Below are 21,841 nucleotides of genomic sequence, written 5' to 3' on the forward strand. Positions count from 1 at the left end.
TTGATGTCAGGCAGGTAGTGCTTACGCCTCTACTTTGTCGCCTTTCAGCACGCGCAGCATGGTGTCGCCGATTTCGGCCGGCGAATCCACCACGTGGATGCCGCACTCGCGCATGATGGCCATTTTAGCGGCGGCCGTGTCGTCGGCGCCGCCGACGATGGCACCGGCGTGGCCCATGCGGCGGCCGGGAGGCGCCGTCTGGCCGGCGATGAAGCCTACCACGGGTTTCTTGTTGCCGGTTTCCTTGATCCAGCGGGCGGCTTCGGCTTCCATGCCGCCGCCGATTTCGCCGATCATCACGATGCCCTCGGTTTCGGGGTCGTTCATGAGCAACTCCACCGCTTCTTTGGTGGTGGTGCCGATGATGGGGTCACCGCCGATGCCGATGGCCGTGGTCTGGCCCAGGCCAGCCTTCGTCAGCTGGTCTACGGCTTCGTAGGTCAGCGTGCCCGACTTCGACACGATGCCGATTTTGCCCTTGGAGAAGATAAAGCCGGGCATGATGCCCACTTTGCACTCGCCGGCGGTCATCACGCCGGGGCAGTTCGGGCCGATCATGCGCAGGCCTTCGCGGCCCTTCAGGTACTCCTTCACCGCAATCATGTCCTTGGTCGGAATGCCTTCGGTGATGGTCACGATAACCTTGATGCCGGCATCAGCGGCCTCCATGATGGCGTCGGCGGCAAAAGCCGGGGGAACGAAAATGATGGAGGTATCGGCGCCGGTTTCGCGCACGGCGTCGGCCACGGTGTTGAACACGGGCCGGCCCAAGTGCTGCTGGCCGCCCTTGCCGGGCGTTACGCCGCCAACAACGTTGGTGCCGTAGTCAATCATCTGCTGGGCGTGAAACGAGCCTTCGGAGCCCGTAAAACCCTGCACAATCACTTTCGAGTCCTTATTGACCAGTACGCTCATGTGGGAAGGTGAGTGAAGATATTTCGGTGGGAAAAGCCCGCCTACGGCGAGCCGGCGGCAAAGGTAGCCTTTTCGGGCGGCGAGGCAAGGCTGCGCCGGCCTCTACAAGCTGCGGTGATAATCGCAGACAACAATAGAGTGAGCCTTTCAACCTGAAAGGTGAAGGCGCCGAGGAAGACGCTGCATGGACCTTTCGCTTTCTCGGCAAACTCATAGCGTACGTGCCGCATGCGCAAACGAAAACAAAAAGGAACCCTGACGACATGCGGGCTGGTCACCACATGCTTGTGTGATTGTGCGTTGAGCGTGCAGCGTAGAATTTTGCTGCATCCCGCGGCAGGCATTACGAGGCAGTATTGATGTCGCATTTGCTGGGGGCTACGCAGTCCTTCAACCTTTCTCCCTTCTTATGAGCATTTCCCGACATGTACTAGCGGCCGTTTTGTTCGTCGCAACAACCGCAGGCGTCCAGGCCCAAGCTTCCCGTGCGCCTTATGCCCCTGCTCCGCCTCAATATGAAATTTCGAAGGTCAGTGGCCACTCGGCTGCACGCACCAGCGCTACCATTTACAAGCCCGGCACAACTGTTCAATACGAATGGGGAAACGGTGCCTGGGACAGATCATCGGCCGTGAAGACGGTTACCACTTACAATGGACAGGGGTTGCCCAGCCAGCAGATTATTTCTGATTCGAGCACCAACGTTCTTTCGCTCCGGGTAACCTATTCTTACGATGGACAGGGCCGCCCGACCCAGTATTTGTCTTCTGGCTGGAGCAATGGTGCTTGGACTGACCTAAGCCGCTACATCATTACATACGATAGTTTTGGCGATATTACCGGTTATGCAATTGAGAATTGGATCAGCGGTACCTGGGTAAACTCAATGGCTTTTCGCTATGTCATCTCGCGCAACGGAAGTTTAATTCAACAGGTTGAGCGGGAAGCCAGAGTGGCGCTAGCACCTAGCTTTTCCAAATCGGATCGGACTGTCTATACCATTTCCAATGGTCAGTACACGGCGGTAAGCGAGCAAAATTGGGAAAATGGTACCTATGTAGAGAAAGAGCGCACGTTCAATATTGTATGGGCTAATTGGTCACAGAGGCAGCTTGCATCCTACGATGAGCAGCTGTGGAACACGGCAGAGTCCCGCTGGGTTGATTTTCGTCACGCCCTCACGCATAGCCCCGCTAGCATCGTCACAGTAAGTCAGAAAAAGGAGAACAACACGTGGACTAATACTGATCGGGAAACCATCACGTTTGACGGCACTGGCAACCAAGTCGGCTTGCTCGAAGAGAATTGGGATGGTGCCGCTTGGGAGTTGGACGAAGAGCGACGTACCCTTATTTCTTACGGTGCGAATGACCGCATCCTGCGGGAGGTAACGCAGATACGCAATCAAACGATGCCTTCGTTTGTCAACGTTGAACGCACTAACCACAGCGACTTCCAAACAATTGTTACCGCCGCCCGCAACCAAGAGCTGGCGGCCTCGGCTTCGCTGTACCCCAACCCAGCTGCTGAATACGCGACCTTTAGCCTAGCGGGGCTGCATTCTTCTGCGCCCATAAATGTCGAACTCATCAGCAACGTTGGGCAGGTGGTGCGCACTTTTGAACTGCAGCCAAAGCGAGGCGCCCTGCACGAAACCTTGGACCTTTCCTCTGTGCCCAGCGGAGTGTACAGCTTACGCTTGAACACCAGCGAAGGGACAGTAGTAAAACGTTTTGTGCGGCAATAGTTGCGCACGCAAGTTCTAGATGCGCACCAAAAGCGCTCCTTCCTACTTGGATGGGGCGCTTTTGTATGTTACGGTAAGCGGCCTTGTTGGCTGGCTCGTGGTTTCGAATAACTTTAACTGGTGAGGCTGACTTTGGCCCCGCCCTCAAGGAGTGCCAAGTCCGGTAGACTCACACTCATTCCTGCCAGCGGGCACCATCATGCGCGGGATGTTGTTGGCATGTTCCAGCACTAATAGTTGCTTCGGTTCCAAGACAGGCACAAGTAGATGCGTCGGCAACTTTGCCAAAACTCTACCTTTGCGCTTTCCCAACCTCCCACGCATGTACCTCAATAACATCATTGAAGCCGTCGGCAACACGCCGCTGGTCAAGCTGAACAGCGTCGCCAAAGGCATTCCCGGCACCATTCTGGCCAAAGTCGAGTACTTCAACCCCGGCAACTCGGTGAAGGACCGCATGGCCATCCGCATGATCGAGGACGCCGAAAAGGCCGGCCTGCTCAAGCCGGGCGGCACCATCATCGAAGGCACCTCGGGCAACACCGGCATGGGCCTCGCGCTGGCCGCCATTGCCAAGGGTTACCAGTGCATCTTCGTGATGTCGGACAAGCAGAGCAAGGAAAAGCAGGACATCCTCAAGGCCGTGGGCGCGCAGGTGGTGGTGTGCCCCGTCGACGTGGCCCCGGAAGACCCCCGCTCGTACTACTCGGTGGCCAAGCGCCTGAGCCAGGAAACGCCCAACTCCTACTACCCGAACCAGTACGACAACCTATCCAACACGGCCGCGCACTACGAGGGCACCGGCCCCGAGCTGTGGCAGCAGACCGAGGGCAGCATTACCCATTACGCCTGCGGGGTGGGCACGGGCGGCACTATCTGCGGCACGGCCAAATACCTGAAGGAGCAAAACCCGGCCATCGTCAGCATCGGCCTCGATACCTACGGCTCCGTCTTTAAAAAATACAAGGAGACGGGTGTTTTCGACGAAAACGAAATCTACCCTTACAAGACGGAGGGCATCGGCGAAGACATCCTGCCGAAGAACGTGGACTTCGACCTGATCGACCTGTTCATCAAGGTCACCGACAAGGATGCCGCGCTCATGACGCGCCGTTTGGCCAAGGAAGAGGGCTTATTCGTGGGCTGGTCGTGCGGCTCGGCCGTGCATGGCGCGCTCGAGTACGCCAAGGAGAATCTGAAGGAAGGCGACACGATGGTCATCGTGCTGCCCGACCACGGCACCCGCTACCTTGGGAAAATCTACAACGACGAGTGGATGCGCGAGCAAGGCTGGCTCGATTAATTTGAGTAACTTAGTATTCCCGACTGCAAGGCGTGGCCGGTAGTTTCAGTCATTTAACCAGGTCAACCTTATGTCTCGCAAACTACAACAGGTCGTCCTGATCGACGACAACGAAACGACCAGTTTCCTGAACAACCGCTTGCTGCAGCGGCTGGATTTGGCCGAAAACATTCTGTCGTTCACCAACGCGGAGCAGGCCTTTCACCAGCTGTGGGGCCCGGCCGCCGTGGCCACCAACCAGGTGCCGGAGCTGGTCTTCGTCGACCTGAAAATGCCCGGCATGGACGGCTTCGAATTCCTGAACCAGTACAGCCGTCTGGCACCGGAAGTGCGCGAAAAAACCGTCATGACGGTGCTCACAACCTCCATGCATTCGGCCGACACATCGCGGGTGGCCCAGTACGAAGGCGTGGAATACCTGGCCAAGCCGCTCACCGAAGAAAAAATGCAGAAGCTGCTGGACAAGCGCTTCGCGCTGGCTAACTAAGTTCGATAGACCACACACAAAAGGCCACCCGACTGCTCGGGTGGCCTTTTTTTATGATGCGTCAGCGCGTGGTAGCGCCGACGGAAGTCCGCGCTACCACGCGCTACCGTAACACCGGCACGAATTCGAATTTCTCGCCGTCGAAGAGGCCCTTGTCGCTCAGCTTCAGCGCGGGAATTACCAGCAGGGCCATAAACGACAGCGTCATGAACGGGGCGCCCAAGGGGCTGCCGAGCTGCTTGGCCAACTTGTCGACGGCGGTGTAGGCCTCGGCCACGGCGTAGCCTTCGCCGTCCGACATCAGGCCGGCCACCGGCAGCGGCAGCAGCAACTCCTCGCCGTCGTCGCCCACGGCTGCCAGCCCGCCTCGGGCCTCGATGACGAGGTTGACGGCGCGGGCAATGGCTTCGTCGGAGCAGCCCACGGCGGTGATGTTGTGCGAATCGTGGCCGACGCTGCTGGCCAGGGCGCCGCGCCGCAGCCCGAAGCCGCGGATAAAGGCCACGGCAGGCGCCGCGCCAGTTTCGTAACGGTTCACCACCGTGAGCTTGAGCACATCCTGGGCTACGTCGGGCTGAAGCTGGCCGCCCTGCACGGGCACGCTGGCCGGGTCGGCGCTGGTGATGAGCTGCCCGTCGTAGCAGCGGATGGCGTGTACCGGGGCGGTCGTGGCCGTATCATCGGTGGCGGGCAGGGCAAAGTCCTGGGGCTGCACCGGCTGGGCGTGGAAGTTGTTGGGGGCCTGGTGCGCGGCGGTGGGCAGCAGCGTGCGGCCGTTTTCGGCCACCAGCTCGCCGCGCAGGAAGGTTTGCTGCACGCGGAAATCCCGCAGGTTGTCCACCACGATAAAGTCGGCCGCGTCGGCGGGGCGCAGCTGGCCCACGGCGAGGCGGTAGTGGCGCACGGGGTTCAGGCAGGCCGCGCGCAGCACCTTCCACACGTCGATGCCGCGCTGCACGGCGCGGCGCACCAGCGCGTCGATGTGGCCGAGCACGAGCGAATCCGGGTGCTTGTCGTCGGAGCAGAACATGATGTGGGCGGAGTGCTCGTGGAGCAGGTCCACCAGCGCCTCGAAGTTGCGGGCCGCCGAGCCTTCCCGGATCAGGATGTGCATGCCCACGGCTAGCTTGTCGAGGGCTTCGTCGGCGGTGAAGCACTCGTGGTCGGTGCTCATACCGGCGGCGGCGTAGCGGCGGGCGTCCTCGCCGCGCAGGCCAGGCGCGTGCCCGTCGATGGGGAGGTCGTACTGCCGGGCCAGCGCGATTTTGCGCAGCACGTCCGCGTCGCCGTGGAGCACGCCGGGCCAGTTCATCATTTCGGCCAGGTAGCCGATTTCGGGGCGTTGAAACAGCTGCTCGATGTCGTCGGCGGTGATGGTGGCGCCGGCCGTTTCGAACACGGTGGCCGGCACGCACGAGGGCGCCCCGAAGCAGAAGTGAAACGGCGACTGGCGGGCGTTGTCGAGCATGAATTCCACGCCGGCCACGCCGAGCACGTTGCCGATTTCGTGGGGGTCGGAGACGGTGGCCACCGTGCCGTGCACCACCGCGAGGCGCGCAAACTCGGCCGGCACCAGCAGGGAGCTTTCCACGTGCACGTGGGCGTCGACGAAGCCCGGCAGCGCGTAGGGGAGGGCCGGGTCGGGGGCCTCGGCCTCGTACGCAATGGCCGCGATGCGCCCGGCCGCCACGCGCAGGGTAGCCGGGCGGGCGGTTTGGGCTTCGATGTCGACGACGTTGAGGCGCAGGGTGAAATCAGCAGGCATAACGCAGGGGCAGGTTCGGAGGAAAAGTATAGCGCCACCGGGGCGACGCGTGAAGCGGGGCGGCAAAGAAGGTTATCTTTGTTTAACAATGCTATTACCGGTGAGAAAGACGCTGACCCTGCTGCTGGCTGTTTGCACGCTGGCCGCCACGCTGCCCATCACCACGGGCTGTGCCCGCCGTACCGTGCAGCAAAAGAAAACGGCTTCCTACAAGCGCAAAGCCCGCGGCGGCCACGTGCCCTGCCCCTGCGACAGCCACTAGAGCCCGACCCGGGTGTGCCAACCCGACAACACCACCTGCTAGCGGTGACTCAAACGTATTCCCCATTGCCCGCTCAAAGAACACTACGGCGTGCCTGTGGCGTGGCCGTGCTGCTGCTTGGCTCACAAGCTACGGTTTCGGCCCAGGGGCAGGCCGCAGCCATTATCGTCGGGCTGCTACGAGCCAACTCGGACGCCGAAGGCTTCGGCACGGCCAACGAGTTTTACTTCCGGCGCGGCAAGGGTAGCTACCGGCTGGCCGGCGCCGACTGGCAGACCGACTACCTGGCCGTGAACAACGTGCAGCTATCGGCTGGCCGGGGCAAAGAGCCCCAAACGTACTACCTCAACCAGGTGGAGCGCGTCGTCATCGGCGTCGATTCCTTCCAGACGATTCACGACGTGCAGGTGTGGGGGCAGCCCCGGCAAGCCGCGCGCGTGCTGGTGCTGGGCCGGCGCACCTTGCGCCGGCCGCAGGTAGAGCTGTTTATGGTCGATAAGGCCGTGGGCGAGCCGGTGCCGGTGCTGCGCTTTCCGGGGCAAGCCGCTATAGCCCTGCCGCGCAAGCGCAAGGAGTTTCAGCAGGCCATGCTGGAGCTGGTGGGCGACCATCCCACCTTGGCCGAGCAGCTGCGCGCCGGTCAGCTCGATGTCAGCTACACCCGGCAGATTCTGGAAACCTACCTGCGGTGGAAGCCCACGGGGTTCCACACCACGGCCCTGCTGGCAGCTCCGTAGATCGGCCAGGCTCCTGACTGCAGGCAGGTTACGCGCCGCAGGTTCACCAAAAACCCGTCCGCACTTTTATCTTAGCAGGAAAAACCTCGGCTCAAATCGTGCCTGGGCGGCCGTGTTGGCCGCTGCCACCCGATAAGGAAGCCCGAGCACTTCAGCACATTTTCTCATCGGTACATTACCTCTATGATTCGATTGCTACCCACGCGTTTCGCGTTCCGGGCAGGGCTGCTGACGGCGCTCGGACTGGGCCTGCATACCGCCTGCCAGGCCCAAATTGGGCTGCTGGCGCTGGCCGTGACCAACCTGGCTACCACGGTGGCCCGGGCCGACCACGACTTTTACCGGCACGGCCCCGGGAGCTACCAGCTGCCGGGGGCGCAGTGGCAGCCCGAGGCGGAATTGCGCGTGTCGAACACCGGCATGGTGGTGGGCAAGAAAAAGGATGCGCAACACCTGCGCCTCGACCAGTTCAGCCAGATTGTGGTCAATGCCGATTCCTTTGTGGTGATGCACAACGTGCTGCTGGGCGGCTCCGGGAAAGTGGCCGATTCGCCGTTGCTGGGCCAGCGCGTGTGGCGGCACCCGCAGGTGGAGCTGTTCCATTACCGGGCCATGGGCGGCACCGCACCGATGCTGCGCTTCCCGGACCAGACCGTGGTGGTGCTGCCCCGCAACACCCGGGACTTCTCGGCCGCTATGCTCAAGCTGGTGGGCGACCAGCCCATGCTGGCCGAGCAGCTGCGCCAGGGCGGCCTGGAGTCCAGCTACATCCAGCAAATCCTGACGTCCTACCTGGAGTGGAAGCCCAGCGGCTTCAATACGGCCAGCCTGAAAGCCGCGGCCAACTAGCTTCATCCTACGCATTCTCCCCCTTGTCTAGATTCTGCGACTTACCCCGCGCCCTGCTGCTGGCGTTGTTTTTTCTCAGCCTCGCGCGCGTCGGGCAGGCCCAGGTGGTACCCGTGCTGAGCCCTGGCGGGGTGCACATGGTCAGCACGGCCATCAATGCCTTCTCCAATTCCGGCCCGCCCGTGTACCGGCCCGGCAGCTACCTGGCAGCCGGCAGCAGCTGGCAGACCGGGGAAGTGTGTTTGCGGGGCGGAGACCTGCTGCTGGTAGCTGCCACGCCCGAGCACCCCAAGGGCCAGCGCTTCGCGGCGGATCAGCTGCAGCGCGTGGTGGTCAAGCGTGATACCTTCCAGGTGCTGCGCGAGTTCGACTACCAGATCAAGCAGAAGCCCTACCACTGCGCGGCCGGCTTCGTGCAGCAAGTGGTGCGGCAGGACGGCTACGCGGTGTACTCCCGTTGGCACTTCGACCGGCCCAACCAAGCCGAGCCGACCATTGTGTACCTGCTGCGCCGCACTGCCGACGGCCCGCTGGAAACCGTGCCGCAGCAGCCGCGGGCGTTTCAGGAGTTCATGTTGCCCATTCTGGCCGACAACGCCGAGCTGCGGGAGCGGATGCGCAGCGGGCAGCTCGTGTACTCCCAAACTCCCTTTGTTATCTGGCAGTACCTGCAGGTCCGCCGCTAACTAACGCTACCTACTCCGAAATGATTAGACGCCTAACAGGCGCTGCCGCCTTGCTGCTGTTGTTAGATGTGGCCGCCCGGGCGCAGGGCATGACCACCTTCGTCTACCCCAAATTCAAAACGCATAAACCCGGCAGCTACCAGCTGGCCGACGGCAGCTGGCAGACCGGTAAGCTGTTTCTTGAAGAGGGTGGGGCCGCGCTGAGCGTGCGGGAAACGGAAAGCAAAGAGAGGGTACAGTACGCCGCTGGTATCGTCACGCGCTTTGTGGTCGATGCCGATACCTTCGGTGTAGCCCGCGACTTTGACCAAAATAGCCGGCTGCACGTCGCGCGGGCATTCGGTAAGCAGCTCTACCGCACGCCGTACCACATACTTTACCTCTATCAAGGGCCGTCGGTGGGCGACAATCCTGGCGGCCACATGCTGGTGCTACAGCCCGCGAATGGGCCGGCCGTGCTCGTGCCGCAGGGCCGCGCCAACTTCACCGAAGCCATGCTGCCGCAGTTCGGTCGCTGCCCCGAAGTGGCCAAAGGCATCGAAGGGGCCAAGCTGGGCCCGCAGCACATGAAGCGCATCATGACCACCTACGCGCAGTGGGCCCGCAGCCAACCCGCGCCAGCCCGCTAGCCCTGTAGTGCAGCCGCTTCACCACCTGATTTTGCTTCTTTTCCCCTTTATGATTACTCTTCCCCGGCGTTTGGTCTTGCTGGCAGCGCTGTGCCTGCTGGCTGGCGGCGCCCATGCCCAGGCGGCTCTCATCGTCAACGCCGTGCGGGCCGCCACCAACGTGGCCCTGATAGCCACCGCCGACCAGCAGTACTTCCGCAAGGGCAAAGGCAGCTTTCAGCTCCGCGACAGCCTGAACTGGCAGCCCTGGACGGCGGTGTACCTGACCAACAACGGCCTGCGCGCCGGCTCGGGTAAGGCCGAGAAAGCGTACGCCCTGCCGGAGTTTCGCCAGGTGGTGCTGGGCCGCGACACCTTTGCCGTGGTGGAGCACGTGCGGTTTCCGGCGCCTACCAAGGCCGGCGCCCCGCCCATTCCGCCCACCACGGTGCTCGGCCGCCTCATGTGGCGCCGTCCCTAGGTGGAATTCTTCGAGTTCAACAGTGCCAGCGGCCTCGTGCCGGTGCTGCGGTTTCCGAACGGCACGGCCCTGGCCCTGCCCCAGGACCGCACGGCCTTTCAGCAGCTGATGCTGACCGTGGTGGGCGACCACCCCGTGCTGGGCAGCCAGCTGCGCGCCGGCCAATACGACGTGATTCACGCCCGCCCCATCCTGGAGTATTATCTTCGGGACAAGCCCGGTGGCTTTGGGCTGATTGCCCAGCCGGCCGCGGCTCCCACCAACTAACGCGTCGCGTTTCTTGCCCATGGCCCCCGAACATCCGCTTGCTCACCTCCAACAGGCTGCCGAAGCCGTACGCCAGCAGCTGCAAGTCAGTAGTTTCGACGAAGCGGCCGTGCAGCGCCTCTCCGAGTTTATCGAGCAGCAGCGCCCGTTGCTCTCCCGCGACAACATTCAGGGCGTCGTGCTGGCCCTCGGCGCCTTTTTCGGGCAGTGCCTGGTGCAGGGTCACCAGGGCGAGTGGGCTACCGGCCCCGACGGCACCACCGGCGTGGGCTTCCGGCAGCAGCGCTTCTTCAACCCCTTCTACCGGGTGATGCTGCAGTTCGACAACGGCTTGCAGGACTCCGTCACGGCGTTCTACGCCTCGGTGCCGCAGCGGCTGGCCGAGCCGCTGCCCAAGCGCGGCTGGATCTAAACAAACGGAGCAAGTTTGAAATTGGACTATCTTCAAATATTCTTATTTGATTCTCATAAAAAGCCTCGCTAGAGGCTTTTTTATGTGCCTTTTGGCTCGTTCCGGTAGAAATTTTGTAACTACGTTATCAACCTCTCGCAGGTTGATCATTCTTTCGTTCCTTCAATTTCTCACACCTACTGCCATGGAAGAGCTGCGAGCCGCTGCGGAAGCCGTGCGGCAACAACTCAACGTACCTGCCTTTGACGAAGCCGCCGTGCAGGTTTTGACAGATTTTATTGAAAAGCAGCGCGAAGCCCTGGGCTCGGCCGACAGACCCAACGTAGTCAATGCGTTAGGCTGCTTTCTGGGCGAGTGCATCATTCGTGCTTTCGGCGGCAGCTGGCAGCACAATGCGGCCGGGGTGATGGGTATCCAACTCGGAGCCCATACCTTTGTGCGGCCGTTCGAGCATGTGGACCGCCAATTGACGCACGGACTCACCGAATCGGTGGTCGGGTTTTACCAATCGGTGCCCGAGCGCCTCTCGGCTCAGCCCACCCGTCGGTTGACGTGGATTCCGCTGCCGCTCCCCGCGACGACGGCCCGCCGACCGCTCCCTAGATGAAAAATATCGTCATAGCCATCGACGGCTACTCTTCCTGCGGCAAAAGCACCACGGCGAAGGCCGTTGCCGCCGAACTTGGCTATGCTTACATCGACACCGGGGCCATGTACCGCGGTGTCACGCTTTACCTCCTCGAACACGGCATTCCGTTCGAGGACTTGCCGCGGGTGGAGGAAGCCCTTCACCACATGCAGATTACCTTCAAACGGAACCGCCGCTCGGGCCGCAACGAGTTGTGCCTCGACGGCGTCATCCGGGAAGACGAAATCCGCCAGATGCGGATTTCCAACGCCGTCAGCGAAGTGTCGGGCATCGTGGCCGTGCGCCACGCCATGGTGCGCCAGCAGCAGCGCATGGCCCGCAAGCGCGGCGTGGTGATGGACGGCCGCGACATCGGCACCACCGTCTTTCCCGACGCGGAAGTGAAAATCTTCATGACCGCCGACGTGTACACCCGCGCCATGCGCCGGCAGGTGGAGCTTGCCTCCAAAGGCGAGGAAGTGCCCCTCGACGACATCGTACAGAACCTGCAGAAGCGCGACTACCTCGACTCGACGCGCACGGAAAGCCCCCTGCGCCGCGCCGCCGACGCGGTGCTGCTCGACACCTCGCACATCACCATCGACGAGCAAGTGGACTTTGTGCTGGAGCGCGTGTCGTCCGTGCTGGTCGACGGGCTGCGCGCGGCGGAGAACGGCTGAGCCTTTTGGACGGGCTAAGCCCCGGCCTCAGGCCGTAATAAGCTCAACCGTAGCGGAATAATACCAGCAAGAGTCGTTCACCGGCTCCCGGAACTACGTATCGGTAGTATTGTTCTCACCATACTGACCAGTTGGCTTTTTGGGACAAGGTTAGTTAGATCGGCGTGGTAATTGCCACTGGTCTTTTTCCGAACTTTGTAGGAATGAACGTCACCATCGATAAGAATTCCGGGTATTGCTTTGGCGTCGAGTACGCCATTCAAATGGCGGAAGACGAGCTGCAGGACTCGCGGGAGCTGTATTGCCTGGGCGACATCGTACACAACCGCATGGAGGTGGAGCGCCTGCACCAGCAGGGCCTGCGCATCATCGACCGCGACCAGCTGCGCGAGCTGCACGACTGCAAGGTGCTCATCCGGGCCCACGGCGAGCCGCCCGAAACCTACCAACTGGCCCTGCAGAACAACATCGAGCTGATCGATGCTTCTTGCCCGGTGGTGCTCAAGCTGCAGAACCGCGTGAAGCACGCCTTCGACGCGACGAGCCGCCAGAACGGGCAGATTGTCATCTACGGGCAGCCCGGCCACGCCGAGGTGGCGGGCCTGGCCGGCCAGACCGGCAACCGCGCCCTCATCGTAATGACCGAGCAGGACCTGGACCAGATCGACTTCACGCGGCCGGTGACCCTGTTCAGCCAGACTACCAAGAGCACGGCGGGCTTTTACCGCATGAAGCAGCTCATCGAGGAGCGCATCGCGGCCGCCGGCGGCGAGCTGCAGAGCTTCGACGCCAACGACTCCATCTGCCGGCAGGTGTCGAACCGCGAGCCGCAGCTGCGCAAGTTTGCCCAGGAGCACGACGTCATCGTGTTTGTGAGCGGGCGCAAAAGCTCCAACGGCAAGGCCCTGTTTCAAGTCGTGAACCAAACCAACCCGCGCAGCTACTTCGTCGAAAACGAGCAGGAACTGCAGGACGAGTGGTTTGACGGGGTGGGTACCGTCGGGATTTGCGGCGCCACCAGCACCCCCATGTGGCTGATGCAGCGCGTGGCCGACCGCATTGCCGAAATCGGGGAGGCTGTCGCCCTGTAGGACCGTAACACAGCGGCCCTCCGCTTACAGATACAGTGCGCCTGGCTCCGGCCGGGCGTTTTTTTGCGTTGCGATGATCAAAAAGATACTCGGCTATTTCCTGCGCGGCTTGTTGATTCTGGCGCCCGTCACGCTGACGGTGTACATCCTGTTCGCGTTTTTCAACTGGCTCGACACCATTTTCGACATCAACGGCGTGCCCGGCCTGGGGCTGGCGCTGATGGTGGTGATGCTCACCGTGGTGGGCTTCATCGGCTCGCAGATGCGGCCCTTCATCGTGCTGGGGGAGCGGATTTTGAACCGCCTGCCGGTGGTTAACATTCTGTACTCCAGTATCAAGGATATATTCGATGCGCTGCTAGGCGAGGAGCAGAAGTTCAACGCGCCGGTGCTGGTGAAGGTGTTTGCCGGCACCGAGTGCTTTAAGCTGGGTTTTGTCACGCAGGAATCGATGAGCTCCATCCACCGCCCCGACCTCGTGGCCGTGTACTTTCCCGACTCCTACAACTTCTCGGGCGAGCTGCTGCTGGTGCCGCGCGAAAACGTGACGCACGTGGACTTGCCTAGCTCCCAGGTCATGAAGTTTGTGGTGTCGGGCGGCGTGGCGAAGCTTTGAATCAATGAATAATGAACAATCGGCGAAACCGGGCCGGTAGCCTCATTGCTCATTGCCACCCACACTCATTATTAATTGTTCATTAGTAATTCTTAATTATTAAACCATGTTCGTCGAATCCGGCCGCACCAAGTTGCACTACCAGGTGTACGGCCACGGGCCGCTGCCCGTGCTGGCGTTTCACGGCTACGGCCAAAACGAAAGCCACTGGCGGCACCTGGCCGCGCTGCTGGGGGAGCGGGTGACGGTGTACGCCTTCGACCTGTTTTATCACGGTCGCAGCCGGCTGGCTAAGGCCGATGCGCCGCTGACCAAAAAGCGTCTGGGCGCGCTGCTGACGCAATTCTTGCGCGAGCAGGGTATCGACACGTTCGGGCTGCTGGCCTTCAGCATGGGCGCCAAGTTTGCCCTGACGCTGCTGGAACAGCTGCCAGCCCAGGTGGCGCACCTCTGGCTGGTGGCCCCCGACGGCATCCGCACGCAGTTCTGGTACTCACTGGCCACGTACCCGCCGTGGATGCGCGGCGTGCTGGGCCGGGCGGTGCTGCGCCCCCAGCGCCTGCTGAACCTCATCGACGCGTTAGCGCAGCGCCGCGTGGTCGATACGGGCCTGGTGCGCTTTGCCCAGTGGCAGCTCGATAGCCGCGAAAAGCGCCTGCGCGTGTACCGCAGCTGGACGGGCTTCCGCCACCTCACCTTCGACACGCGTCGGCTGGCCCGGCTGCTCAACCAGCGCCCGACGCCCGTCACGTTCTTCCTCGGCCGGCACGACCGCGTGATTCCGCACACCGGGCTGCGCGACTTTATCGGCTCGCTGAGCAGCGCCCACACCGTGCTGCTCGACGCCGGCCACGGCGGCCTGCTCTACGACGTGGCCGCTTACCTGCGCCGCCACCCCGAGGAGCTGCGCTGGGCCGCCTGACGGCGGCCCCCACCGGCCCCAGTCCTCAGGCTTCTAGGCTCAGCTCCTGCTCGTAGAGGCGCAGCGCGGCGTCGTCGAAGGCCACCAGCACCACCGTTTCCGGCTGGGCATGGTCGGCCAAAAAGACCTGCACGGTGCGCACGGCGATGCGCGCGGCCTCGGCCTTGGGGTAGCCGTAGATGCCGGTGCTGATGCCGGGAAAAGCCACGCTGCGCAGCTCGTGGTCGGCGGCGAGCTGCAGGGAGTTGCGGTAGCAGCCGGCCAGCAGCTCGGCTTCGCGCTTGTGCCCGCCGTTCCACACCGGCCCCACGGTGTGAATGACGTGGCGCGCCGGCAGCCGCCCACCGGTGGTCATGACGGCCTCTCCGGTAGGCAGGCCCTTGCCGTAGTGGCCCGCGCGCAGGCGGCGGCATTCTTCCAGGATGGCCGGGCCGCCAGCGCGGTGAATGGCCCCATCGACGCCCCCGCCGCCGAGCAGGGAGGAGTTAGCGGCGTTGACGATGGCGTCGGTGTCGAGCGTGGTAATATCGGCTTGGGCCAGCAGGATGCGGCCGAAGGCGCGGCTGGCGGAGTAGGGCAGGGGCATAAGGCGAGGGTGGGGGAGCAGCTACGGGTGACCACGAGGCCGGGCGCGCCGACAGCTCATCCGTCTTTTTAGACAGTTCGGGCTTAAAGGTTGCCGTTCGGGCCTCTTTTAGTTGAAGCCGGGTGGGGCGCAGCGCTAGGTTTGTCTCATTCTAAACGCCAAACCACCAACACCATGAACACCCCGACCCGCGACCTGCACCTGTGGACCCTGGCCCAGAGCCGCGCCAAATTCAAATCCCAACTGCTCACGTTCGTGCTGGTCAACGCGCTGTTGTGGGCCGTGTGGTACGTCTCCGGGCACCGCGGCCACGCATGGCCGCTGCTGGTGATGCTGTTTTGGGGCGTGGGGCTGACCCTCAAAGGGCTGGCTGCCTATTCGGTGTGGCCGGTTGCGGGGTGGACCGAGCGGGAGTACGAGCAGCTGCAGCGCAGCCAGGGCCCGCAGCAGCGCTAGGAACGCCGGGCCTGCAGTCAGGCCCGCGCCAAGGCCCAACGAATTAGTGGGCAATGACCGGCTCTGGACTTTGGCTGGCTGAATGCTTGAATAGACTTAACCCTTTCTTCTGTACTGCGATGCAAGCTCAAGAACGTGACCCTCAGCTGTGGCGCATCGCCCGCGCCCGCGCCAAATTCAAATCCCATTTGGTCGTTTACCTACTCGTCAACGCGCTGCTGTGGGCCGTGTGGTACTTCACCGACCACCGCACCTACGGCACCGGGGTGCCCTGGCCGATCTGGCCGGCCTTGTTCTGGGGCGTGGGCCTGGGCATTCAGGGCCTGGCCACCTACGGCTTCGTGAACGAGCAGAGCTGGTCGGAGCGGGAATACCAGCAGCTGCTGCGCGACCGGGACGCCGGCCGGCGCTAAAATACCCTGCGCGGGGCCGCAACCTTTGCCCCGGTCCGAAGGTTGGTAGCGCTATGATGCGCCGACTTCTTCCGCTCCTGCTGTTACTGCCGCTGGCCGGCTCCCGCCCGGCTCCGGCCCCCGATAACCTCGCCAAAATCAAGCTGCCCGCAGGGTTCCGCATCGGCTACTTCGCCCAGAACGTGGGCGGGGCCCGCTCCCTGGCCCTGGGCCCCGACGGCACCGTGTACGTGGGTACCCGCGGCGACAAAGTGTACGCCCTGCCCGACCGCAACAAAGACCACAAAGCCGACGAGGTGGTGACTATTGCCTCGGGCCTGAACGAGCCCAACGGCGTGGCCGTGCGCAACGGCGCCCTGTACGTGGCCGAAATCAGCCGCGTGCTGCGCTACGACAACATCGCCCAGACGCTCCGGCAGAAGCCCAAGCCGGCCGTCGTGTACGACCAGCTGCCCACCAAGGAGCACCACGGCTGGAAGTACATCGGCTTCGGGCCCGACGGCAAGCTGTACATCCCGGTGGGCGCGCCCTGCAACGTGTGCCTGCCCGAGGAACCCATATTCGCCACCATCAACCGCATGAACCCCGACGGCACGGGCCTGGAAACCGTGGCCTACGGCGTGCGCAACACGGTGGGCTTCGACTGGAGCCCGGTGGACAAGGCTCTCTGGTTTACCGACAACGGCCGCGACATGCTCGGCGACGACAAGCCCGCCTGCGAGCTGAACCGTGCCCCCACGGCCGGCCTGCACTTCGGCTTTCCCTACATTCACCAGGGCGACTTGCCCGATCCGCAGTTCGGCAAGGGCAAATCGGCCAGCACCTACGCGCCGCCGGCCCAGAAACTGGGCGCCCACGTGGCCCCGCTGGGCATGAAGTTTTACACCGGCAAGATGTTTCCGGCCCAGTACCGCAACCAGGTGTTCATTCCCGAGCACGGCTCCTGGAACCGCAGCCGCAAGAGCGGCTACCGCATCACGCTGGTGAAGCTGGATGCCACCGGCAAGAAGGCCACGTCCTACGAAACCTTCGCCTCCGGCTGGCTGCAGGGCCAATCGTCCTGGGGCCGCCCCGTGGCCCTGCTGGTGCTGCCCGACGGCTCCCTGCTCGTGTCCGACGACCAGAACGACTGCGTGTACCGCATCAGCTACGCTGGCTAATGACGCTGCCCCGCTGCCCGACTCCGAAAAAGGCCCGCAGCGGGGCAGAGCGGTATGCTGAAGGCGCCCGGCTGCCTCCAAGCCGGGCGGGCCGGAAAAAAATACCAGCCCGCTGCCGGTCGACTGCGCGCCGTGCCCGTATTTTGTCTCCGTGAAGAAGGCGCACCCCCGTCGACCCCCGAAGCGCATCGTCGGCCGCCGTGAGCTGGTCGACTTTCCGCAGTTTCAGCTGCGCGGCATCGAAGCCAAGGTAGACACCGGCGCCTTCACCGGCGCCATCCACTGTTCCGACATCCACGTGGACACGCTGCCCGACGGGCGGCCGCTGCTGCGCGTGCTGCTGCTCGACGACGCCCACCCCGCTTTTCACGGCCGGCCGCTGCAGTTCGCCGAGTTTTCGCTGCGCGACATCCGCTCCTCCAACGGCGACGTGCAGGAACGCTACGTCATCCGGGCCGTCATTCGTCTGTTCGGCGAAGACATCGAGACGGAATTCTCCCTTTCCGACCGCTCCGACATGAAGTACCCCGTCCTGGTCGGGCGGGCCCTGCTCCGGCAGGCGCGGCTGGTGGTGGATGTGGCCCGGCGCAACGTTTCGTACCGCAGCCAGCAGCGCGCCATCCCGGACTAGGCCCGTGCCCGGTCCGTCTATTCCTTTCCTTTGCTATTCCTCGCTCCCATGAAGCTGGCGATTCTCTCCCGTGAACCGAAGCTGTATTCTACCCAACGCCTGGTGGAGGCGGCCGAGCAGCGCGGCTACCAGGTCGAAGTAATCGACCACCTGCAGTGCAACCTTGTGCTCGAGCAGGGCACGCCCGGCATCATCTACGAGGGCCGACGGCTGGAAGGCTTCGACGCCATCATTCCGCGCATCGGGGCTTCCGTCACGTTTTACGGCACGGCCGTGGTGCGGCAGTTCGAGATGATGAAGGTGCGCACCGCCGTCGACAGCCAAGCCATCGTCCGCTCCAGGGACAAGCTGCGCTCCATGCAAATCCTGGCCCGCGCCGGCGTGGGCATGCCCAAAACGGCCTTCACGAACTACTCCGACGAGGTGCTGGAAATGATTCAGCAGGTGGGCGGCGCGCCGGTCATCATCAAGCTGCTGGAAGGCACGCAGGGCCTGGGCGTGGTACTGGCCGAGACGGAAAAAGCCGCGCAGTCGGTGATTGAGGCCTTTCACAACCTCAAGGCCCGCATCATCGTGCAGGAGTTCATTGCCGAAAGCAAAGGCGCCGACCTGCGCGCCTTCGTGGTCAACGGCGAGGTGGTGGGCGCCATGAAGCGGCAGGGCAAGGAGGGCGAGTTTCGCTCCAACCTGCACCGCGGCGGCTCGGGCAAGCTCGTCAAGCTCAGCCGCGCCGAAAAGGCGGCCGCCCTGCTCGCCACCAAGGCCCTGGGCCTCGGCATTGCGGGCGTAGACATGCTGCAGAGCAAGCGCGGCCCGCTGGTGCTGGAAGTGAATTCGTCGCCGGGCCTGGAGGGCATCGAAAAAGCCACCGGCCTCGACATTGCCGGCAAAATCATCGAGTACACCGCCGAGTTGGCCGCCAAGAAGAAGGCCGTCAAGAAAAAGCCCACGCGCAAATCGGGCACCAAAGCCCTGCCCGATACGCAGTCGGACGAGCAGCACCTGTAGGCCGCTCCAGCAGTGACGGGTTACCTTGTCGGAGCCGGCGGCATGAGTAGTGCATCGTTCAGTTATTCAATGCTATGCCACGTCTGTTTTCGATTGCTGCGTTGCTTTCGCTGCTGAGCAGCGGGTGTGGCAGCAGCCTGAGCTTCGAGCCTTATGCCGTGCGGCGTCCGGTGAACCTGGAGCAGGTACTCGGCCGCCGCATCGTGCTGGTGTCTGCCCGCGACACGCAGGCGCTGACCATCCGCTTCGAGCCCGCCACCCGCAAAAACCTCATCACCCGCACAGGGCAGGGCGACACGTTGCTATACGCGTGGGCTACAAAATACCGCCGCCTGTATTACCTAACCGAGGAGCAGCGCAATGGCACCTACCTCGTGCACGCGGCTTCGCTGAAGCGGGAGCAGGTGCAGGGACTGACCGATCAGTTTTCGCAGCAGATGCTACTGCACACCGCCGTCAACCGGGGCGACTATGCGGCGCTGGTTACCTACCAAGCCAAGGACTCCAGCGAGGTACGGCTGCGCTACGACGCCGAGATGCTGCGCCCATTCTACGCCGCGGCCGTGCCACAATATCCCGTGTACCGGGTGGTGTCGGCCGATGAATTCGGCGGCGGTGCACCGGCAATGGCCCCGGCTCGAATGGCATTTCCTGCCCGGGTTGAGGTGTTCCCCAATCCTGCCCACGAGCAGGTAACCGTTGCCTGCTACGACACCGTGCGGCGCACCGTGGAGTTGCTCGACCTGCGCGGGCGCCCGCTCCTCAGCCGCCGCTCGGGCGGTGCCGTCGTCACTTTGTCCCTGCGAACCGTGCCGCCGGGCGTGTATATGCTTCGGTTGCGCAACGAGCGTACGCACGCCGTTACTGCCCGCCGGCTGGTGGTGGAATAAGCCGGCGGCCCACAAACTGCGGAATAATCGAGAAATTGAAAGCCGCCGACACCGCTTCCGGGCCGGGTCGGCGGCTTTCAATTTCTACCGCTCCGCCTTTGTCCGACACGCCTACTGCCCCCGCCCACCACGGCCCCGCCGACCTGCTGCTTAACGGCCTCGTCATCCGACCCGGCGAGCAGGTGCTCACCCGTCTGATCATTGCCAAACTGCCCTCCGGCACCGTCATCGACGTGCCGGTGCACGTGTTCCGCTCCGGCAACCCCGGCCCCACGGTGCTGCTGATGGCCGGCATGCACGGCGACGAGGTGAACGGCATCGAAACCATCCGGCGCATGATCCGGCGCGGGCAGCTGCAAAAGCCGCTCAAGGGCAGCATCATTGCCATTCCCATCCTGAACATCTACGGCTTCCTGAACTTCTCGCGCGAGGTGCCCGACGGCAAGGACGTGAACCGCTCGTTTCCCGGCTCCCCGCGCGGCTCAGTGGCCAGCCGGGTGGCCCACCGCTTCATGCGCGAAATCATGCCGCTGGTGGATTACGGCATTGACTTCCACACCGGCGGCGCGGCGCGCTCCAACCACCCGCAGGTGCGCTGCCTGCTCGGCGTGGATGCCGAAACCGACGCGCTGGCCGCCGCTTTTGCCGCGCCCTTCACCCTGCACGCCGACCTGCGCCCCGGTTCCCTGCGCGAGGCGGCCATGCGCCAGGGCCGCCGCATCATCGTGTACGAAACCGGCGAGTCGTTGCGCCTGGATGAGCACGGCATCGAGCTGGCCACGGCCGGTACGTTCCGCTTTCTGCACCACCTGGGCATGCTGGCCGAGGCGCCGGCGCCCGCGCAAGCTACCGTGGTGTGTCGGCGGCACACTTGGCTGCGAGCCAAGTACTCCGGGCTGTTTCGTACGGGCCTGAAAACCGGGCAGTACCTGGAAAAGGGCCAGGAGTACGGCATCATTGCCGATCCGTACGGCGAAATGGCCGTGCGGCTGGTGTCGCCGCTCAGCGGCTACATCATCGGCCTGAACCACATGCCGGTGGTGAACCAGGGCGACGCGCTGCTGCACGTGGCCGTGGAGGCAGCCCCGGCCCGGTAGCCGGCGCGGCCGCCCGCGGGGTGGGCCAGCACCTGCTGACAGCGTGACGTACCTTGCATGGCCCCCTGTTGTGCCTTCCAGGGTCCCGCCCGGTTTGTCTGGGTGGGTTTCGGCAATTCAGCGTTTCTTTGTCGAATGCGGGCCACGCGAGGTCCGCGCCCGCTGCCTCACGACTTCATGAAAAACTCTCCCCTTCAACTCGCCCTCAACGCCATCCTGCTGATTGCCGTCGGGGTGCTGTTCTACCTGCATTTCGCCAACAAGTCTGCCGCGCCGGCCCCGGCCGCGGCACCTGCCTCCACCACGAAGGCCGCCCCGGATTCGGCCGAGGCCGCGCCGGTAACTCCGGCCGCTCCGACCACTGCGGCGTCGGCCGTAGAAGAGGACAACGTGCGCAAAGTAGCCTACGTGGAATCCAACAAGTTGCTCGACAGCTACAAAGGCCTGCAGGACGCGCGCAAGGCCTTTGAGCGCAAAGTGGCCGGCTGGGAGCGGCAGCACCGCACCAACGTGCAAAGCCTGCAGACGGCCGTGCAGAACTACCAGAAATCGGCCGCCGGCATGACCGACGAGCAGCGCGCCGCCACCGAGCAGCGCCTGCAGCAGCAGGAGCAGCAGGTGGCCCAGCGCCAGCAGCAGCTGCAGCAGCAGGCCCAGCAGGAAGAAGCCCAGATGACCGAAAAGGTGCTCACCAAGGTGAACAAGCTGCTGGAAGGCTACGGCAAGGAAAACAACTACGACCTGATCTTGGTGGCCGGCGGCGGCACCATCGCCTACGCCCGCCAGGGCCTCGACATCACCGACATCATCCTGAAGCGCCTGAACGCCGACTACGCCGCCGGCCGCAAGTAAGCCCGCACCCGCGACGTACAAACCCCGCGGCCCACCCGGCCGCGGGGTTTGTTTTTTGGTAGCTCCGGTTGCGGAGCGTTTGGCAACGTAGCCGCTGATGCAGCGCGGGCTTTCGCCCAGGTCCGGCTGGCCAGTTTCGTTTGGCGGACGCGGGCGAAAGCCCGCGCTGCATCGCCCGTTGATCCGACACTTAGGTAGTGTATTCCGCTGGGCATCAGGCTGAGCGAAGCCGACGCATGACGTTCTTTTTTCATCAGCTTACGGCTGAGCCGGTACTCAGACGCTGATCCAC

At 63.4% G+C, this 21,841-nt stretch carries 26 protein-coding genes and 1 pseudogene; 24 read left to right on the forward strand and 3 right to left on the reverse strand.

The annotated features are described in order from the left end of the window. Positions 1 to 21: 21 nt before the first annotated feature. Entirely contained in the window at positions 22 to 915 is an 894-nt protein-coding gene (gene sucD, locus ACYVKQ_RS12555; RefSeq protein ID WP_460675685.1) for a succinate--CoA ligase subunit alpha, read from the reverse strand. Between the two features lie 409 nt (positions 916 to 1,324). Here sucD and ACYVKQ_RS12560 point away from each other — a divergent pair, with 409 nt between their 5' ends. The 3 genes and pseudogenes from ACYVKQ_RS12560 (at position 1,325) to ACYVKQ_RS12570 (ending at position 4,452) form a co-directional block, all read left to right on the forward strand. Further along, positions 1,325 to 2,662, forward strand: coding sequence for a T9SS type A sorting domain-containing protein (locus ACYVKQ_RS12560; protein ID WP_460675686.1), 1,338 nt, complete (start codon positions 1,325 to 1,327; stop codon positions 2,660 to 2,662). A gap of 322 nt (positions 2,663 to 2,984) precedes the next feature. After that, positions 2,985 to 3,962: pseudogene (locus ACYVKQ_RS12565) on the forward strand (PLP-dependent cysteine synthase family protein); the annotation flags it as partial. A 73-nt stretch (positions 3,963 to 4,035) separates the two neighbouring features. Next, on the forward strand, positions 4,036 to 4,452 hold the full coding sequence (locus ACYVKQ_RS12570; RefSeq protein ID WP_460675687.1) for a response regulator: 417 nt from the start codon (positions 4,036 to 4,038) through the stop codon (positions 4,450 to 4,452). A 103-nt stretch (positions 4,453 to 4,555) separates the two neighbouring features. Here ACYVKQ_RS12570 and ade read toward each other — a convergent pair whose 3' ends face one another. After that, entirely contained in the window at positions 4,556 to 6,217 is a 1,662-nt protein-coding gene (gene ade, locus ACYVKQ_RS12575) for an adenine deaminase (RefSeq protein WP_460675688.1), read from the reverse strand. A 100-nt stretch (positions 6,218 to 6,317) separates the two neighbouring features. On the opposite strand from ade, the gene ACYVKQ_RS12580 reads away from it, so the two are divergent. From ACYVKQ_RS12580 to ACYVKQ_RS12640, 13 genes are all read left to right on the forward strand, one after another. Next, positions 6,318 to 6,479 (forward strand): hypothetical protein, encoded by a 162-nt coding sequence (locus ACYVKQ_RS12580; RefSeq protein WP_460675689.1) that lies wholly within the window; start codon positions 6,318 to 6,320, stop codon positions 6,477 to 6,479. A 65-nt stretch (positions 6,480 to 6,544) separates the two neighbouring features. Next, entirely contained in the window at positions 6,545 to 7,216 is a 672-nt protein-coding gene (locus tag ACYVKQ_RS12585; RefSeq protein WP_460675690.1) for a hypothetical protein, read from the forward strand. Between the two features lie 183 nt (positions 7,217 to 7,399). Further along, entirely contained in the window at positions 7,400 to 8,065 is a 666-nt protein-coding gene (locus tag ACYVKQ_RS12590; protein ID WP_460675691.1) for a hypothetical protein, read from the forward strand. 23 nt (positions 8,066 to 8,088) lie between these two features. Continuing rightward, the gene (locus ACYVKQ_RS12595) at positions 8,089 to 8,751 is read left to right on the forward strand and encodes a hypothetical protein (protein ID WP_460675692.1); all 663 of its coding nucleotides are present in this window, start codon (positions 8,089 to 8,091) and stop codon (positions 8,749 to 8,751) included. Positions 8,752 to 8,771: 20 nt separating this feature from the next. Then, positions 8,772 to 9,380: a hypothetical protein gene (locus ACYVKQ_RS12600; RefSeq protein ID WP_460675693.1), complete on the forward strand. Its 609-nt coding sequence runs from the start codon at positions 8,772 to 8,774 to the stop codon at positions 9,378 to 9,380. 49 nt (positions 9,381 to 9,429) lie between these two features. Next, positions 9,430 to 9,840, forward strand: coding sequence for a hypothetical protein (locus tag ACYVKQ_RS12605; RefSeq protein ID WP_460675694.1), 411 nt, complete (start codon positions 9,430 to 9,432; stop codon positions 9,838 to 9,840). After that, positions 9,841 to 10,107, forward strand: a complete 267-nt coding sequence (locus ACYVKQ_RS12610; protein WP_460675695.1) for a hypothetical protein — start codon at positions 9,841 to 9,843, stop codon at positions 10,105 to 10,107. It abuts the gene before it with no gap. A 19-nt stretch (positions 10,108 to 10,126) separates the two neighbouring features. Further along, entirely contained in the window at positions 10,127 to 10,519 is a 393-nt protein-coding gene (locus tag ACYVKQ_RS12615) for a hypothetical protein (RefSeq protein WP_460675696.1), read from the forward strand. A 184-nt stretch (positions 10,520 to 10,703) separates the two neighbouring features. Continuing rightward, positions 10,704 to 11,126: a hypothetical protein gene (locus ACYVKQ_RS12620; protein WP_460675697.1), complete on the forward strand. Its 423-nt coding sequence runs from the start codon at positions 10,704 to 10,706 to the stop codon at positions 11,124 to 11,126. Next, positions 11,123 to 11,827 carry a (d)CMP kinase gene (gene cmk, locus ACYVKQ_RS12625; protein WP_460675698.1) on the forward strand — a complete coding sequence of 235 codons (705 nt, stop codon included), beginning with the start codon at positions 11,123 to 11,125 and terminating at the stop codon, positions 11,825 to 11,827. The genes ACYVKQ_RS12620 and cmk overlap by 4 nt, the downstream gene beginning before the upstream one ends. Before the next feature lie 203 nt (positions 11,828 to 12,030). After that, entirely contained in the window at positions 12,031 to 12,918 is an 888-nt protein-coding gene (locus ACYVKQ_RS12630; RefSeq protein WP_460675699.1) for a 4-hydroxy-3-methylbut-2-enyl diphosphate reductase, read from the forward strand. Positions 12,919 to 12,991: 73 nt separating this feature from the next. Continuing rightward, positions 12,992 to 13,534 (forward strand): DUF502 domain-containing protein, encoded by a 543-nt coding sequence (locus tag ACYVKQ_RS12635; protein WP_460675700.1) that lies wholly within the window; start codon positions 12,992 to 12,994, stop codon positions 13,532 to 13,534. Positions 13,535 to 13,640: 106 nt separating this feature from the next. Beyond that, positions 13,641 to 14,456, forward strand: a complete 816-nt coding sequence (locus ACYVKQ_RS12640; protein ID WP_460675701.1) for an alpha/beta fold hydrolase — start codon at positions 13,641 to 13,643, stop codon at positions 14,454 to 14,456. A gap of 25 nt (positions 14,457 to 14,481) precedes the next feature. On the opposite strand, the gene ACYVKQ_RS12645 is transcribed toward ACYVKQ_RS12640, so the two are convergent. After that, complete coding sequence (locus ACYVKQ_RS12645) at positions 14,482 to 15,042, reverse strand: O-acetyl-ADP-ribose deacetylase (RefSeq protein WP_460675702.1); 561 nt, start codon at positions 15,040 to 15,042, stop codon at positions 14,482 to 14,484. A 174-nt stretch (positions 15,043 to 15,216) separates the two neighbouring features. Between ACYVKQ_RS12645 and ACYVKQ_RS12650 the strand changes: the two genes are divergently transcribed. The 8 genes from ACYVKQ_RS12650 (at position 15,217) to ACYVKQ_RS12685 (ending at position 21,549) form a co-directional block, all read left to right on the forward strand. Continuing rightward, positions 15,217 to 15,498 (forward strand): 2TM domain-containing protein, encoded by a 282-nt coding sequence (locus ACYVKQ_RS12650; protein ID WP_460675703.1) that lies wholly within the window; start codon positions 15,217 to 15,219, stop codon positions 15,496 to 15,498. Between the two features lie 119 nt (positions 15,499 to 15,617). Then, positions 15,618 to 15,911, forward strand: a complete 294-nt coding sequence (locus ACYVKQ_RS12655) for a 2TM domain-containing protein (protein ID WP_460675704.1) — start codon at positions 15,618 to 15,620, stop codon at positions 15,909 to 15,911. 56 nt (positions 15,912 to 15,967) lie between these two features. Continuing rightward, the gene (locus ACYVKQ_RS12660) at positions 15,968 to 17,071 is read left to right on the forward strand and encodes a PQQ-dependent sugar dehydrogenase (protein ID WP_460675705.1); all 1,104 of its coding nucleotides are present in this window, start codon (positions 15,968 to 15,970) and stop codon (positions 17,069 to 17,071) included. Between the two features lie 151 nt (positions 17,072 to 17,222). Then, positions 17,223 to 17,702: an ATP-dependent zinc protease family protein gene (locus tag ACYVKQ_RS12665; protein ID WP_460675706.1), complete on the forward strand. Its 480-nt coding sequence runs from the start codon at positions 17,223 to 17,225 to the stop codon at positions 17,700 to 17,702. 48 nt (positions 17,703 to 17,750) lie between these two features. Further along, positions 17,751 to 18,710, forward strand: coding sequence for a 30S ribosomal protein S6--L-glutamate ligase (rimK, locus tag ACYVKQ_RS12670; protein ID WP_460675707.1), 960 nt, complete (start codon positions 17,751 to 17,753; stop codon positions 18,708 to 18,710). A 74-nt stretch (positions 18,711 to 18,784) separates the two neighbouring features. After that, complete coding sequence (locus tag ACYVKQ_RS12675; RefSeq protein WP_460675708.1) at positions 18,785 to 19,600, forward strand: T9SS type A sorting domain-containing protein; 816 nt, start codon at positions 18,785 to 18,787, stop codon at positions 19,598 to 19,600. A 98-nt stretch (positions 19,601 to 19,698) separates the two neighbouring features. Continuing rightward, positions 19,699 to 20,697 carry a succinylglutamate desuccinylase/aspartoacylase family protein gene (locus tag ACYVKQ_RS12680; RefSeq protein WP_460675709.1) on the forward strand — a complete coding sequence of 333 codons (999 nt, stop codon included), beginning with the start codon at positions 19,699 to 19,701 and terminating at the stop codon, positions 20,695 to 20,697. 177 nt (positions 20,698 to 20,874) lie between these two features. Continuing rightward, positions 20,875 to 21,549, forward strand: coding sequence for an OmpH/Skp family outer membrane protein (locus ACYVKQ_RS12685; protein ID WP_460675710.1), 675 nt, complete (start codon positions 20,875 to 20,877; stop codon positions 21,547 to 21,549). Positions 21,550 to 21,841: the final 292 nt, after the last annotated feature.

The sequence above is a fragment of the Hymenobacter coalescens genome, assembly GCF_054783195.1.